The organism is Lentzea pudingi (assembly GCF_014646255.1).
In the GTDB taxonomy this organism is placed as follows: Bacteria; Actinomycetota; Actinomycetes; order Mycobacteriales; family Pseudonocardiaceae; genus Lentzea; species Lentzea pudingi.
On sequence record NZ_BMNC01000014.1, the window covers coordinates 1 to 14,295 of the forward strand.

Sequence of the window (14,295 nt, forward strand, 5' to 3'; positions counted from 1 at the left end):
CCAACTTGGCGCTCGCTGGGAGTTCAGTACACACCCAGCGCCACACAGACAGCCAGATTGACCACCGCCAACTCCAAAGGTTGGACCAACTTGGCGCTGGATCCAGCCACGAGCGGCAGATACAGCTACCCTAGGCAAGTCCAAGTGCAACTTGGACTTGGAGTTGGTGACGCCTACTGTCGGGAGAGCATGGCGATGAAGCGGCCGATGCCACCGCCTGATTTCAGGGAAATCGGCAATAAGATTCAAGAAGAAAGCGCCGAAAGATTCACTGAACTTCTCGTCAGAAGCCTGACCATGCGTGGAACAGCAGATCCATACCTACCATGGGACAAGCTCCGCTACAAAACTCCACCCGATGGACTGAGCCACGAAGAGTGGTGGTTCATCGTGCGCTTTTCCCGCAATAATGTCCAACGCGCCTTGAACCTGACCGATGTCCACGGCACCAAGTTCTCATACGCTCTACCTGACCAGATCCTAAGGGCAATGGAGGAAATCACTCGCGATGCAAGTGGTCAAATTACAATCAGCGAACAAGTAACGAATCCAGTAACGCGAGACCGCTTCCTAGTGAGCTCACTCATGGAAGAAGCGATCACATCGAGTCAACTTGAGGGCGCTTCTACGACACGAAAAGTAGCCAAGGAGATGCTTCGCACCGGCAGGGCTCCTCGGACACGCGACGAGAAGATGATCCTTAACAACTACGTTGCCATGCGCCATATCGGCGAAATCCGCAACGAAAAGCTTACTCCGGAACTGATCTGCGAGATACATCGCATGGTCACCGATGACACGATGGAAAACCCAGACGCCTCGGGAAGATTTCAACTAGATGACGAAGAGCGTGTGGGTGTTTATGACTTCGAGAACAACCTCCTTCACACGCCTCCACCAGCATCTGAGCTACCAGAGCGAGTCGGACGCCTATGCGAGTTTGCCAACGGGCAGACTGACGGCGCGTACATCCCACCGATCCTGCGCGCCATCACCGTACACTTTATGCTCAGTTATGAACACCCTTTCGAGGACGGGAACGGCCGCACCGCACGCGCGCTTTTTTACTGGTCGATGCTAAATCAAGGTTACTGGCTAACCGAATTCCTTGCAATATCTAAGATCCTAAAGGCCGCGCCAGCGAAGTACGCTCGAAGCTTTCTCTACACTGAACAAGACCACAACGATCTGACGTACTTCTACATCTATCAATTGGAAGTAATTCAGAGGGCCATCAAGGAATTGCACGACTACCTCACTTCCAAGATGACAGAAGTCCGCAGCTTTCAGCGATCCCTTTCAATGCTGCCGAATCAATTCAACCATCGACAGCTTGCGTTGCTTGAAAACGCCGCAAAGGACTCAACCACTCGCTACACGGCCCTGTCGCATTCGCGCAGCCATAATGTAAGTCAGGAAACCGCCAGACAAGACCTTCTCGATCTTGAAAACCGCGGACTCCTCCGCAAAGGAAAGGTGGGTCGCGCTCACGCATGGACGCCGGTAGAACGGCTGACCGAAAAGCTACACCAAAACGAGGCGACGGCATGAAACTGCGGTTATCGTCGATACAAGGTCTGCATGACACGGTAGACCGCCAACGTAGGCAAGCCTGTGGGCTGGTCGATGCCGCCAAGGCATCGAGCTGTCCATAGGCGCGGCAGCCGAGCGCCCCGACCACATGATCGGTCGCCCACATCGCGCTCGTACCAACTCCGCCGTTCGAAACGAACGCCTTGTAGTAAAGAGACCTCCATGGTGGTTCCCTGCGGGGGCCGCTGGGCGTTCCTTTCCGATGACGGTCGACCGGCGCGCATGCCTACCCGCCGCGACCGGACGCCGGAGGCGGCCTTGGGCGCGGCGGAGAAAGAGGCGCGCCGGTCTGCCGTCATCGGGTAGGCGCTAACGGCCAGCGGCCCCCGCAGGGGGCCGCCTTGATGAAGAAAAGAAACTCTGAACGCGGCTGCTCTAAGCCCTGATCAGCCGCAGCAGCTCGGTGGTGTTCGTCAGGTCCGCGAGAACCTTCCGAGCACCGGCGGCCTGTAGTTCCTCGACGCTGCTCTTTCCGCTCGCCACTGCAATGACCTGTACGCCTGCGGCCAGAGCGGCGGTCACATCCCGCGGAGTGTCGCCGATGAGCACCGTGTCGTCCGGTCCGAACTGCGTGTCGAGTTGCTGGGCCGCGCGCTCCCTGGCGATCGCCACCAACTCCGCCCGATCGGCGTGGTCGTCGCCGTACGAACTCGTCTCCAGGTCGAGGAACTGTTCCAGTCCGAGCGCGACCAGCTTGATGCGAGCGACGGCCCGAAGGTTCCCGGTTAGCACCCCTTGATGCACGGTCGGTTCAACCTCCAGTGCCTCCAGAGCTTCCCTGGCTCCTGGAAGCACTCGGGCTCGTGATGCGAACTCGTCGCGGCCGGCCTCGTAGCTGTCGATGAGCGCGTTCGCGAGCTTGCCGATCGCCTCATCGGTCGGCTCGACCTCGTGAAGCTTCAAGGTCTCGGCGATGATGTCCAGCTCGGTCCTGCCGCTCACGTCGGCAAGCTGCTGGAAAGGCCGGCCGATCGCCATCGGGACCGCTCGCTCGTACATCGCGCCCCATGCCGCGAGACTGAAGTTGACGGCAAGGTTGCCGCCGCGTGGACGACACGAACCCGGCGCGGCGTACTTCACCACCTGCTCGGGTTCGCGGTCGACGTCGGCGAACTCGATGCCAACCCGGTCACCGGGCTGAAGTCCGCGGTGCAGCGGGGCACGAGCGAGGTTGACCCTCGATCGGTCGTGAACCCGGCTCAAGGGCGCCAGTGCCTCGCGGCTGTGACCTATGCGGGCACCACAACCGGACAGTACGACTACCTGTACGGGTTCTTCGCGACCATGTACTACGCGGCTCTGCGTCCGTGTGAGGTCAACCGGCTGAGGGAGGCTGACTGCAAGCTGCCCGAGACCGGCTGGGGTGAACTCATCCTGGAGAAGTCGGCTTCACGAGCGAACGGGCGGTACACCGACTCTGGCGAACTGTGGGAGACACGTTCGCTCAAGCAGCAGGCTGAGGGCGCCGTCCGACCGGTGCCGATTCCTCCCGTGTTGGTCGGGATCCTCCGACTGCACCTGAAGACCTTCGGGACCACGTCGGATGGGCGGCTGTTCCGCGGGATGATCAGCGGCGGACCGATCAATGCGACGGTCTACACCCACGCGTGGGGTCGCGTTCGTGAGCTTGCAATATCGCCGGAGCAGTTCGAGTCGCCATTGGCGGACACGCCGTACTCCCTGCGGCATGCGGCGGTCTCTACGTGGCTCGCGGCCGGCCTGCCTCCGGCGGAGGTCGCGGAGCGGGCCGGGCACACGGTCGACGTGCTGTTGAAGGTCTATGCGAAGGTGCTAGACGGGCAACGGGAGAAGTCGAACCAAAAAATCGAGAACCTGCTAAACAATCGCATTTAGCGACGTGGGCCTCAGAGACCAGCTGAGGCCTACGCGCTAACCAACCCTTAGAACGTTGACTACTCGAGCTGAATCATCGACGTCGTAGATGATCGTGTACTGCTTGTGTTTGATCGCGAGCAACCCTCTGAGCGCCCCGGTCAACGAAGTGCCTAGCACCTCGGGCTTCCTGCTGAGCTGCTCATTGATGAAGTTAAGGACAACTGTCGCATCCCGAGCTGGTAGGCGCGAGATCTCCTCAGTAGCAGTCTCGGTTAGCGACAAGCGATAGGTCATGTCAGGTCCTTACAGTTAGCGGCGTCCGGGACGGGTGCCGCGATCGTGTCGGGGCCTGACATCCATGACCGTGAGAGTGCTGCCCTTGAGTTCGTAGATGACGTAGAAGTGCTTTTGGATTACCGAGTACTCCCCTTCGCGCTTCGCGCCTCCGAACTTGCGCCCGTAGACACCAAACTCGGTGGGGTCGAACGCTAGCTCAGTGTAAACAAAGTTGACGATGAGGTCGGCTTGCCACCGCAACTCAGACTTCTTGAGCGCTGCCACCACGGTGGCGGGCCAGACGACGTCATAGGGGGAGCGTTCAGAGCCGCTGCGTCGAGTCATTTGGTGCAACAGTAGCGCCACTGTCAAGACCTCTAACGCATGACTTATGGCGCTACTCCTGCACAGAGGGTGGTGGCTACTCCCCGGTGCGACGCTTGAGCGACTCGATCAACTCGTCCATGTCAGCGATCCTGCCTTGCGCCACGTCCTCTTGCGCCTGGCGAATCGCCTTGAGGACCTGCCCACGCGAGTCGTCCTCGGCAGACAGGATCTCAATGGTCTGCTCCAGGCCTTCCAGCTCGGCCTTGGCGATCAGAACGACCGTATCGGCCCCATGCTTGGTCAACGTGACACGTTCATGAGTCTTCTCGACTCGTGCCACGAGTTCAGATAGCTGATTACGGGCAGTAGCTAGTGGAACGCGCGTCTCCATAGGCAAAATTATAGCCAGAATTTACGCCAACACACCGACCACTCTGCGCGCCTCACGATTGGCCTGGCGAGACGTTCCCGCAGCTAGACTACACAGAGGAGCCCCCTGGCGATGATCTCGCCAGAGGGCTCCTCTTGTTCCACACATGTTCCAGAGACAACCGCAGAAGGCCGCAGTTAGCGACAGACGGTGACCTACCGACGCTGACGTCGTTGACAGCATAGGAGCAGGTCAACCGGCGTTTGAGGCCTTCACGCAGGAACAGCGGAACCGGACTGCGTGGGCGAGGTCTAGCCGCGCAGTTCCATCGTGCAGCACTTCGGGCCGCCGCCCGACTTGCGCAGCTCCGAGATGTCCACGAACACGGGCTCGAACCCGCGCCGCGCCACCTGCTCGGCCAGATTCGTGGCCTCCAGGGGCATCACGACGTGCTTGCCGTCGGAGACCGCGTTCAGGCCCAGGCACACGGCATCGGCGTCGTTGGCGATGACGGCGTCCGGGAACAGGCGGCGCAGGACCTGCTGCGAGCCGGGCGAGAACGCCTCTGGGTAGTAGGCGACCAGTGGGGTGGGTGACTGGTCGTCGAGCATGAACAGCGCCACGTCGAGGTGGTAGAAGCGCGGGTCGACCAGTTGCAGGGAGACGACCGGGACGCCGAGGACCTCCTGCGCCTCGCCGTGGGCGTGGGGGTCGGTGCGGAAGCCCGTGCCGGCCAGCAACAGAGAGCCGGTCCAGGTGAAGTCGCCCTCGGCCTCGTTCACGGCGGTGGGCATGACCACGGACTTGTAGCCCGCGCCCAGGAACCAGCGGCGGAAGTGGTCGGCTTCTGCCGAGCGTTGTGCGGCGCGGAAGCGGGAGCCCAGGACTCGGCCGTCGATCACGGTGCCGCTGTTGGCCGAGAACACCATGTCCGGCAGGCCCGGTACCGGCTCGATGACCTCCACCTGGTGGCCCAGGCGCTCGTAGGTCTCGCGAAGAGCGGTCCACTGTTCCACCGCCAGCGTTGTGCTGGTGGGGCGGGTGGGATCCATCCACGGGTTGATGGCGTACTCCACCGTGAAGTACGTCGGCGGGCACATGAGGTACCGACGGGTCGTGGGCACGCGCACGGGAAGGAGATCCTGTGCCGACGCGATGGGTGCGGCGATGTCGAGCGTGATCGGCTCGCCGGGCCCGGAGATGGATACGGTCATGGATCGAAATGTAAACGGCCGTCAGACCATCGAACAACGCCGCGACATTGCGTTGATTAGGGCAGAATGTTGCGTGTGGACAGCATCGACCATCGAATCATTTCGTGCCTCATGGCCAACGCCCGTTCCAGCTACGCGGAGATCGGGAAGGAGGTCGGGCTGAGCGCTCCGGCGGTGAAGCGGCGGGTGGACAAACTGCTGGACACGGGGGTGCTGAGGGGGTTCACGGCCGTGGTGGACCCGGAGGCGCTCGGGTGGGGTACCGAGGCGTTCGTGGAGGTGCACTGCAAGGGGAACGTCGCGCCGCACGACATCCAGCATCGGCTCGAGCCGATGGCCGAGGTCAGCGCCGCCTACACGGTGTCGGGGGCGGCGGACGCGATCGTGCACCTGCGGGCCGCGGACATCCACCACCTCGAGACGGCGCTGGAGCGGTTGCGGGCCGTCGAGATCATCGACCGGACCGTGTCGACGGTTGTGCTGTCCCGACTCCTGGACCGGCCCATCGCGCCCTAGGGTGCGGGCCATGGCTGAGGTTCTGCTGGAGCACCACGATTCCGTCGCCGTCATCACGATCAAGGATCCGGAGCGGCGCAACGCACTGACGATCGACCTGTCCCGCGAGCTCGAGGACAAGGTCAAACAAGCAGAACTAGAGGCCAACGCGCTGATCATCACGGGTGCGCCGCCCGCGTTCTGCGCCGGCGCGGACCTCACGCAGCTCGGCAACTCTAAGGACAAGGGGCTCAGGAGGATCTACGCGGGCTTCCTCGCGGTGGCGAACGCCACCATCCCGACGATCGCCGCGGTGAACGGTGCGGCGGTCGGCGCGGGGCTCAACCTCGCGCTGGCGGCGGACGTGCGGATCGCCGGGCCCAAAGCGAGGTTCGACGCGCGGTTCCTGCAGCTCGGCATCCACCCCGGCGGTGGCATGACGTGGATGTTGCAGAGGATCGTCGGCCCGCAGACAGCCATGGCGATGACGCTGCTGGGGCAGATCCTCGACGCCGACCAGGCCGTCGCGCACGGGCTGGCCTACGCCAGGGCCGAGGACCCGGTCGCCAAGGCCCACGAGCTGGCCAGGGCAGCAGCCGAGGCACCGGCGGAACTCGTCCGGACCATCAAGGCGACGATGCGGGCGACCGATGCAATGCACGACCACGCGGAGGCGGTCGAGACGGAGCTGCGGCCACAGGTCGCTTCGATCGACACTCCAGAGTTCGCTGCGAGGCTTGCCGCGATGAAGACTCGGATCAGCGGGCGGTAGGTGTTACCTTGGGTAACAGGTATCGAGGGTGACGTCTGCCGCATTCGGGTATCCGCTGGTGGTGCTGTGCTTACCGTTGAGTTAAGGACCCGTTGCGGCAGATGGGACAGTTCGTCTCGCCTGGTGGTACACGGCCCGTCTCGCAGGCGGTCCTGGCGACTACCCTCGTGGTGGGGCACGGCCACCCTTGGAGAGAGGTATCGGCGTAGGAATGAGCACTGAGACTCGCAAGCTGGATCGCGTTGTGATCCGCTTCGCCGGTGACTCCGGTGACGGCATGCAGCTCACCGGAGACCGGTTCACGTCGGAAGCGGCGGCGTTCGGCAACGACCTCGCCACCCAGCCCAACTTCCCCGCCGAGATCCGCGCACCACAGGGCACGCTGCCCGGTGTGTCGTCGTTCCAGCTGCACTTCGCCGACTACGACATCCTGACGCCCGGCGACCGTCCCGACGTCCTCGTCGCGATGAACCCCGCCGCGCTCAAGGCGAACGTCGTCGACCTGCCGGACGGCGGCATCCTGATCGTCAACACCGACGAGTTCTCGAAGCGGAACCTGACGAAGGTCGGGTACGACTCGAACCCGCTGGAAGACGACTCGCTCGAGAAGTTCCAGGTCCACAAGGTCGCCATGGCGACGCTGACCATCGGTGCCCTCGAGGAGACCGGCCTCGGCAAGAAGGACGCCGAACGCGCGAAGAACATGTTCGCGCTCGGCCTGCTGTCGTGGATGTACCACCGGCCGACCGAAGGCACGGAACGGTTCCTGCGCGAGAAGTTCGCGAAGAAGCCCGACATCGCCGAGGCCAACGTCCTGGCGTTCCGCGCCGGCTTCTACTACGGCGAGACGACCGAGGCCTTCGCCGTCACCTACGAGGTGGCGCCCGCGAAGCTCAACGTCGGCACGTACCGCCAGATCACCGGCAACACGGCGACGGCGTACGGCATCGTCGCGGCGGCCCAGCTCTCGAAGCTGCCCGTCGTGCTCGGCACGTACCCGATCACGCCGGCGTCGGACATCCTGCACGAGCTGAGCAAGCACAAGAACTTCGACATCACCACGGTGCAGGCCGAGGACGAGATCGCGGGCATCGGCATCGCCCTCGGCGCGTCCTACGGTGGCGCGATCGGCGTGACGTCGACGTCCGGTCCCGGTATCGCGCTCAAGTCCGAGACCATCGGCCTCGGCGTGATGACCGAACTGCCGCTGCTCGTGATCGACGTGCAGCGCGGTGGCCCGTCCACCGGTCTGCCGACGAAGACCGAGCAGGCCGACCTGCTGCAGGCGATGTTCGGCCGCAACGGCGAGTCGCCGGTGCCGATCGTGGCGCCGCAGTCCCCCTCGGACTGCTTCGACGCCGTGGTCGACGCGACCAGGATCGCGCTGAAGTACCGCACGCCGGTGCTGTTCCTGTCCGACGGCGCGATCGCGAACGGCTCCGAGCCGTGGATGATCCCGGACGTCGAGACGCTGCCGGACCTCACGGTCGAGTTCGCGACGGACCCGGAGATCTTCCAGCCGTACTCGCGCGACCCCGAGACGCTCGCGCGTCCGTGGGCCGTGCCCGGCACTCCCGGTCTGCAGCACCGCATCGGTGGTCTGGAGAAGCAGGACGTCACCGGCAACATCTCGTACGACCCGGAGAACCACGACAAGATGGTTCGCCTGCGCCAGGCCAAGATCGACGGCATCGAGGTGCCGGACGTCGTGGTCGAGGACCCGGACGGCAACGCCAGGGTCCTCGTCGTGGGCTGGGGTTCGTCCTACGGCCCGATCGGCGCGGCGGCTCGCCGGGTCCGCAAGCTCGGCCTCCCGGTCGCGCACGCGCACCTGCGGCACCTCAACCCGTTCCCCAAGAACCTGGGTGAAGTGCTGAAGTCGTACGACAAGGTCATCGTGCCGGAAATGAACCTGGGCCAGCTGGCGTTGCTGCTGAGGGCGAAGTACCTGGTGGACGTCGTGTCGTACACCAAGGTGCAGGGCCTTCCGTTCAAGGCGGAGGAGCTGCAGGACGTGCTCGCTGACGTGATCAAGGGGGTTTCCGCGTGACCGCGATCGACCTCGGAATCCCCGGCCTGACCGGGGTTCCCACCACCGACGAGAAGCAGTCGGCCAGGGACTACAAGTCCGACCAGGAAGTCCGCTGGTGTCCCGGCTGCGGTGACTACATCGTGCTCAACGCCGTGCAGTCGTTCCTGCCGACGCTGGGTCTCAAGCGCGAGAACATCGTGTTCGTCTCGGGCATCGGGTGTTCCTCCCGCTTCCCGTACTACATGAACACGTACGGCATGCACTCCATCCACGGCCGTGCGCCGGCCATCGCCACGGGACTCGCCGTGGCGCGGCCGGACCTGAGCGTGTGGGTGGTGACGGGTGACGGTGACGCGCTGTCCATCGGCGGCAACCACCTGATCCACACGCTGCGGCGCAACGTGAACCTCAAGATCCTGCTGTTCAACAACAGGATCTACGGCCTGACCAAGGGCCAGTACTCGCCGACGTCGGAACCGGGCAAGGTCACCAAGTCGACGCCGATCGGCTCGGTCGACCACCCGTTCAACCCGGTGTCGCTGGCGCTGGGCGCGGAGGCCTCGTTCGTCGGTCGCGCGATGGACTCGGACAAGGCCGGGCTGACCTCCGTGCTGCGTCAGGCCGCCGAGCACCGCGGGTCGGCGCTCGTGGAGATCTACCAGAACTGCCCGATCTTCAACGACGGCGCGTTCGACGTGCTGAAGGACCCGGACGAGGCGGAGCGGCGGATCATCCACGTCGTCGACGGCGAGCCGATCCGGTTCGGTCGTGAGGGCGAGTACTGCGTGGTGCGCGAGGGCTTCGGGCTCGCGGTCGCGAAGTCCGCGGACGTGGACGCGAGCGAGATCGTCGTGCACGACGCGTCGGACCTGAACCTGTCGTTTGCGCTCTCGCGGCTGTCGACGCAGGACCTCACGCACACCGTCACGGGCGTTTTCCGCCGTGCGGACCGCACGACGTACGACGACGGCGTGCGCGCGCAGGTCAACGAGGCCAAGGCTTCCAAGGCGGCCGACCTGAGCAAGCTGTTGCACGGCAAGGACACCTGGACCGTGGTCGGCTAGACCCGGGACACGAAGAAGGCCCCCACCGAACGCGGTGGGGGCCTTTTTCGTCGGAACGATCAGGGTGCCGGGCGGAAGCCCGCCTTCTCCGCGTCGGCCTCGGTGCGGAACCACACGTCGGCACGCGTGTCACCGAAGTTCGCGGAACCCTCGGAGTAGTAACGACGGCCGGTCAGCGTGGCCTTCACCGAGAAGTCCTCGGCCGGCGCGTGGCCGTCCGACTTCGGCAGCACCGAGCCGGGGCCGAACGGCGAACGCGGGTTGAAGCCCTCCGGCTGCTGGAACCGCGCCGAGGACGGGCCGCCGCTCGCGGGCGTTCCGTTCGGACGGCCGCCGGTCGACGGTGAGAAGCCGACCGGCCGCGGGCGCTGCGGGAGTGCGGCGGCCGCGGGCTGGGGCTCCTGCTTCGGGGACTCGAACGCCGAGAACGCCGGGAAGCTCTGCTGGCGCTGCTGCGTCGTGCGCCGGGCCTCGCGGATCGGCAGGCCCGCCTCGGTGTGCCGCGGCGGCAGGTCGACCGGCTCGGGCTCCGGCTCGGGCGGGGCGGCGAGCAGGGGCTCGTCGCTCGGCACGAACTTCGGCACGAACGGCTGGTCGTTGCTCGTGTCCGGCAGCGTGCGGGTCTGACCGAGAGCGGGCAACGGCTCGTCGGCCTCCAGCAGCGGCTCGAACAGCGAGCGCCGCGTGTCCGCCACCGGAGCGACCGGCGCGGGCGGAGCAGCGAGGGGAACCTCGATGCCGTGGGAGAAGGCAGCGCCGACGGTGCGTGGCGTGCGCTCCTGCGTCTCCTCGTTCTCGACCCTCGGCTCGAAGGCCGAGAACGGCGCGGGCGGCGGGGCACCGGGAGCCGTGAACGGCTGGGAGAACATCCCGGTGTACTCGGGCTCGACGAACTCCTCGTAGACCTGTTCGGGCTCGTAGGCCTGCTCGGGTTCCTCGTGCGCGGTCCGAGGCTCGACCTCCGGCTCCGCGAACAGGTCGTGCTCTTCGGCCAGCGTCGACTCGAAGACCCCGTTGCGCACGCTCGGCGCGTCCAGGTCGACCGGTTCGACGATCGGCTCGATCAGCCCGGTCTGCTCGGCCGGGGACTCCGGCTCCACCTCGGACGACGGCGCGGTGAACCCGTCGAGCTGACCGGAGATCTCGTCGCGCAGGCCGGGGTACTCGCCGGTGAGGTCGTTGTCCGGCCAGCTGCTCTCCTCGACGGCGATGAACGACGTCTGCTCGGAGCGGGTGCCGGCGGGCTCGTCCTCGTGCTCGGCGGCCTCGTCGGAGAACGTCTCGGGCTCGTCGTGCGCCCAGACCTCACGCGGCTGGTAGATGAAGTCGTCGGCCTGCTCGTCGACCTCGGGCCCCGCGGTCGGCTGGGCGGCCGGCGCACCGGGAGCGGCGACCGGCGGGACCGTGGGCACGTACGACGTCTGCTCGGCCGGGAGCTCCGGTTCGTCGTCGAAGTCCGCGGCCTCCAGGCCGGAGTTCGACAGGACCGTCGTCTGCTCGGCCGGGGTCTCCGGAGGGACGTCTCCGGGGGCGAGGCGCTCGAACAGCGAACGCGGACGGTCGTCCTCGGCGTCGGCCAATGCCTTCTGCTCGGCCAGCTGCTCCTCGAAGCGGCGCTGGGCCTCCTCGGGCTCGAGGTACTGGCGGACCGGCGCGGCCAGCTCCTCCTCGACCTCGGGCTGGGCCTCGAACGTCGTCGTCTCGTACGTCGACTGCTCGTGCTGCGCCTGGTCGTACGGCTCCTGCTCACGCTGGGTCTGGCCGTACGGCTCCTGCTCGCGCTGCGCCTGCTCGTACGGCTCCTGCTCGTGCTGGACCTGGCCGAACGACGCCTGCTCGTGCGCGACGGGCTCGGGCTCCTCCACGACGGGAGGCGGCACCGGCACCGGGAGCGGCGGCGGCGCGGGGGCCGGCACGGGCTCGCCGAAGTAGGCGGGCGGCTCGACGTACGGCGCGGGCGCCGGCGGAAGCGCCGGAACGGCCGCGGGCGGCGTCAGCACCTCGTCGCTCAGCGACCGCGGCGGCGCGGCGTCCCAGTCGTCGACCTCGAAGTCGGCGTCGACAGCCTTCGCCCCGACCGGCGCGGCGGAACGACGCGCGTCGAGAAGTTGATCATCCAGGTCGGCGATCTGCTTTCGCGCGGGGCGCACCATCACCAACCAGGTGAGCAGCACTCCCGCAACGAAGGACAGCAGGCTCCACAGCCAGACCTGCCCGAAGATGTTCACGGGTAAGCCCCTTCTACGACCACACTCCGACCCCACTCACTCGGAAGGGTGAGCATGGCCAAACTACAGTGCCTTTGATGATGCTCCGTCACTACGCCGTTCAGCGCAAATAACGGGTGGAAAGCCCAGCGTAGAGTGGGATTTTGTGCCCCCTCTGACAACCTCGGCCATCACTTCGCCAGAAGTTCACACCCAGGGGCGAGGGGTCACCTACGGCGCACTCGCCTACGTCCTTTGGGGCTTGTTCCCGGCGTACTGGCCACTCCTCGTACCCGCCCAGCCGATCGAGGTGCTGGCGCACCGGATCGTCTGGTCGTTCGTCACGCTCGCGATCGTCGTCATGATCCTCCGACGGTGGCGACCTTTCCTCGAACTATCCGGAAAGGGTTGGCTCATCGTTACCGCAGCCGCTGTGTTGATCACGGTGAACTGGGGCACGTACATCTACGCGGTCAACAGCCACCACGTCGTGGAGTCAGCGCTCGGCTACTTCATCACGCCGCTGGTGAGCGTCGCGCTGGGCATGATCTTCCTGAAGGAACGCGTGCGGCTGCCGCAGACCGTAGCGATCGGCGTGGTCGTCGTCGCTGTGATCGTGCTCACCGTCGACTACGGCAGGCTGCCGATCATCTCGCTGGTCCTCGGCTTCTCGTTCGGCGTCTACGGCCTGCTCAAGAAGAAGGTGCCGCTGGACTCCATCACCAGCCTCACCGCCGAGAGCGCCGTGATCGCCCCGATCGCGCTGGCCTACCTGCTCTTCCTCGGCAGCGCGAACACGTTCACCACCGAGGGCACCGGCCACACTTTGCTGATCCTGAGCACCGGCATCGTCACGGCGGTCCCGCTGGTGCTCTTCGGGGCCGGCGCGCAACGGATTCCGCTGATCACGATGGGCATGCTGCAGTACCTCGCTCCGGTGCTGCAGTTCGCCTGGGGCGTGTTCGTGGTGCACGAACCGATGCCCGCCAGCAGGTGGATCGGGTTCGCCCTGGTGTGGCTGGCGCTCGCGATCTTCACGGTCGACGCGCTCCGCAACCGGCGCAAGCAACAGCTCGCGCCGGTCGGCTGAGACTCAGCGAGAACGCTCCACGACGTACGTGGCGAGCTCTTCCAGCGCGTCCCGGGCGGCGCACTCGGGCAGCTTGCCGAGCTCCGTGCGGGCGCGGTCCGCGTAGTCGTCGAGGGTCTCGCGGGCCTTGTCCATGCCGGACGACTTGCGCAGCAGGAGCAGGGCCTCGTCCACCAGCTCGTCGTCGGTGATCGGCCCCGCCAGCAGCTCGGCGAGCCGCGTCTCGGACGGATCCGCCAGCGCGTAGAGCATCGGCAGCGTCTTCACGCCCTCGCGCAGGTCGGTGCCGGGGGTCTTGCCGGACTCGGCCGACGGCGACGCGATGTCGATCACGTCGTCCGAGATCTGGAACGCGGCCCCGATGACCTCGGCGTAGCGGCGCAGCGCGTCCGTCTGCTCGTCGGTCGCGTCGGAGAACATGCCGCCGAACCTGGCCGCGGTGGCGATCAGGACGCCGGTCTTCTCCTCGATCACCCTGATGTAGTGGGAGATCACGTCCTCGCCGGGCTGCGGGCCGACGGTCTCGCGCATCTGGCCGGTCACCAGGACCGAGAAGGTCTCCGCGATGATCCGGGCCGCGTCCGTCCCCAGGTCGGCCGTCAGCCGGGACGCGTGGGCGAACAGGAAGTCGCCCGTCAGGATCGCGATGCTGTTGTCCCACTTGACGTTCGCGGAGACCGCTCCGCGCCGCATGGTCGCCTCGTCCATGACGTCGTCGTGGTAGAGCGTCGCGAGGTGGGTGAGCTCGACCACAGTGGCGGCCTTGATGACCTTGTCCCGGTCCCAGTCGGCGCCGAACTGCGATGCGAGCAGTGTGAAGAGCGGGCGGATCCGCTTCCCGCCCGCCTCCACAAGGTGAAGCGAGGTTTCCGTGACCGGGTGGAACTCGCTCTGCACGACATCGTGCAGACAGCGCTCCACCTCGGCCAGGCCGTCCTGGACTACCTCGGTGAGCACGGGGTCCACCAACGCGAACCCCGGTCCCAAATGCTCGCTACTGGTCACACCAGCAGACTACG

The 14,295-nt window shown here is 65.7% G+C and carries 14 protein-coding genes; 7 read left to right on the top strand and 7 right to left on the bottom strand.

Going from position 1 to position 14,295, the window contains the following annotated elements:
* On the top strand, nt 1-1,551 hold a 1,551-nt coding region (locus tag IEY88_RS33690; RefSeq protein ID WP_229694024.1), incomplete at its 5' end, for a Fic family protein.
* A gap of 417 nt (nt 1,552-1,968) precedes the next feature.
* On the opposite strand, the gene IEY88_RS33695 is transcribed toward IEY88_RS33690, so the two are convergent.
* A complete protein-coding gene (locus tag IEY88_RS33695; RefSeq protein WP_189158962.1) occupies nt 1,969-2,673 on the bottom strand; it encodes an HAD hydrolase-like protein in 705 nt (234 codons plus the stop codon).
* Between the two features lie 144 nt (nt 2,674-2,817).
* Between IEY88_RS33695 and IEY88_RS33700 the strand changes: the two genes are divergently transcribed.
* Nucleotides 2,818-3,447 (top strand): site-specific integrase, encoded by a 630-nt coding sequence (locus IEY88_RS33700; protein ID WP_189158963.1) that lies wholly within the window; start codon nt 2,818-2,820, stop codon nt 3,445-3,447.
* Between the two features lie 36 nt (nt 3,448-3,483).
* Here IEY88_RS33700 and IEY88_RS33705 read toward each other — a convergent pair whose 3' ends face one another.
* The 4 genes from IEY88_RS33705 to ddaH form a co-directional block, all read right to left on the bottom strand.
* The gene (locus IEY88_RS33705) at nt 3,484-3,723 is read right to left on the bottom strand and encodes a type II toxin-antitoxin system RelE family toxin (RefSeq protein ID WP_189158964.1); all 240 of its coding nucleotides are present in this window, start codon (nt 3,721-3,723) and stop codon (nt 3,484-3,486) included.
* A 15-nt stretch (nt 3,724-3,738) separates the two neighbouring features.
* Nucleotides 3,739-4,050 (bottom strand): hypothetical protein, encoded by a 312-nt coding sequence (locus tag IEY88_RS33710; RefSeq protein ID WP_189158965.1) that lies wholly within the window; start codon nt 4,048-4,050, stop codon nt 3,739-3,741.
* 76 nt (nt 4,051-4,126) lie between these two features.
* Nucleotides 4,127-4,423 (bottom strand): type II toxin-antitoxin system Phd/YefM family antitoxin, encoded by a 297-nt coding sequence (locus IEY88_RS33715; RefSeq protein ID WP_189158966.1) that lies wholly within the window; start codon nt 4,421-4,423, stop codon nt 4,127-4,129.
* A gap of 290 nt (nt 4,424-4,713) precedes the next feature.
* Nucleotides 4,714-5,616: a dimethylargininase gene (gene ddaH / locus IEY88_RS33720; protein WP_189158967.1), complete on the bottom strand. Its 903-nt coding sequence runs from the start codon at nt 5,614-5,616 to the stop codon at nt 4,714-4,716.
* A 66-nt stretch (nt 5,617-5,682) separates the two neighbouring features.
* Here ddaH and IEY88_RS33725 point away from each other — a divergent pair, with 66 nt between their 5' ends.
* The 4 genes from IEY88_RS33725 to IEY88_RS33740 all read left to right on the top strand — a co-directional run bounded on the left by IEY88_RS33725 (nt 5,683) and on the right by IEY88_RS33740 (nt 9,979).
* A complete protein-coding gene (locus tag IEY88_RS33725; protein WP_177224552.1) occupies nt 5,683-6,132 on the top strand; it encodes an Lrp/AsnC family transcriptional regulator in 450 nt (149 codons plus the stop codon).
* Between the two features lie 10 nt (nt 6,133-6,142).
* On the top strand, nt 6,143-6,883 hold the full coding sequence (locus IEY88_RS33730) for an enoyl-CoA hydratase (RefSeq protein WP_189158968.1): 741 nt from the start codon (nt 6,143-6,145) through the stop codon (nt 6,881-6,883).
* Between the two features lie 211 nt (nt 6,884-7,094).
* Nucleotides 7,095-8,933, top strand: coding sequence for a 2-oxoacid:acceptor oxidoreductase subunit alpha (locus IEY88_RS33735; RefSeq protein WP_189158969.1), 1,839 nt, complete (start codon nt 7,095-7,097; stop codon nt 8,931-8,933).
* Nucleotides 8,930-9,979 (top strand): 2-oxoacid:ferredoxin oxidoreductase subunit beta, encoded by a 1,050-nt coding sequence (locus IEY88_RS33740; protein ID WP_189158970.1) that lies wholly within the window; start codon nt 8,930-8,932, stop codon nt 9,977-9,979. The genes IEY88_RS33735 and IEY88_RS33740 overlap by 4 nt, the downstream gene beginning before the upstream one ends.
* 59 nt (nt 9,980-10,038) lie before the next feature.
* Here IEY88_RS33740 and IEY88_RS33745 read toward each other — a convergent pair whose 3' ends face one another.
* On the bottom strand, nt 10,039-12,207 hold the full coding sequence (locus IEY88_RS33745) for a sunset domain-containing protein (RefSeq protein WP_189158971.1): 2,169 nt from the start codon (nt 12,205-12,207) through the stop codon (nt 10,039-10,041).
* 145 nt (nt 12,208-12,352) lie between these two features.
* On the opposite strand from IEY88_RS33745, the gene rarD reads away from it, so the two are divergent.
* Nucleotides 12,353-13,276, top strand: a complete 924-nt coding sequence (gene rarD / locus IEY88_RS33750) for an EamA family transporter RarD (RefSeq protein WP_189158972.1) — start codon at nt 12,353-12,355, stop codon at nt 13,274-13,276.
* Between the two features lie 3 nt (nt 13,277-13,279).
* Here rarD and IEY88_RS33755 read toward each other — a convergent pair whose 3' ends face one another.
* Nucleotides 13,280-14,281: a polyprenyl synthetase family protein gene (locus tag IEY88_RS33755; protein ID WP_189158973.1), complete on the bottom strand. Its 1,002-nt coding sequence runs from the start codon at nt 14,279-14,281 to the stop codon at nt 13,280-13,282.
* Between the last annotated feature and the right edge of the window lie 14 nt (nt 14,282-14,295).

Bases quoted from the DNA above. Each gene is read 5' to 3' on its own strand.
- IEY88_RS33705 (WP_189158964.1), bottom strand. From the start codon at position 3,723: ATGACCTATCGCTTGTCGCTAACCGAGACTGCTACTGAGGAGATCTCG.
- IEY88_RS33710 (WP_189158965.1), bottom strand. From the start codon at position 4,050: ATGACTCGACGCAGCGGCTCTGAACGCTCCCCCTATGACGTCGTCTGG.
- IEY88_RS33715 (WP_189158966.1), bottom strand. From the start codon at position 4,423: ATGGAGACGCGCGTTCCACTAGCTACTGCCCGTAATCAGCTATCTGAA.
- ddaH (WP_189158967.1), bottom strand. From the start codon at position 5,616: ATGACCGTATCCATCTCCGGGCCCGGCGAGCCGATCACGCTCGACATC.
- IEY88_RS33725 (WP_177224552.1), top strand. From the start codon at position 5,683: ATGTTGCGTGTGGACAGCATCGACCATCGAATCATTTCGTGCCTCATG.
- IEY88_RS33730 (WP_189158968.1), top strand. From the start codon at position 6,143: ATGGCTGAGGTTCTGCTGGAGCACCACGATTCCGTCGCCGTCATCACG.
- IEY88_RS33735 (WP_189158969.1), top strand. From the start codon at position 7,095: ATGAGCACTGAGACTCGCAAGCTGGATCGCGTTGTGATCCGCTTCGCC.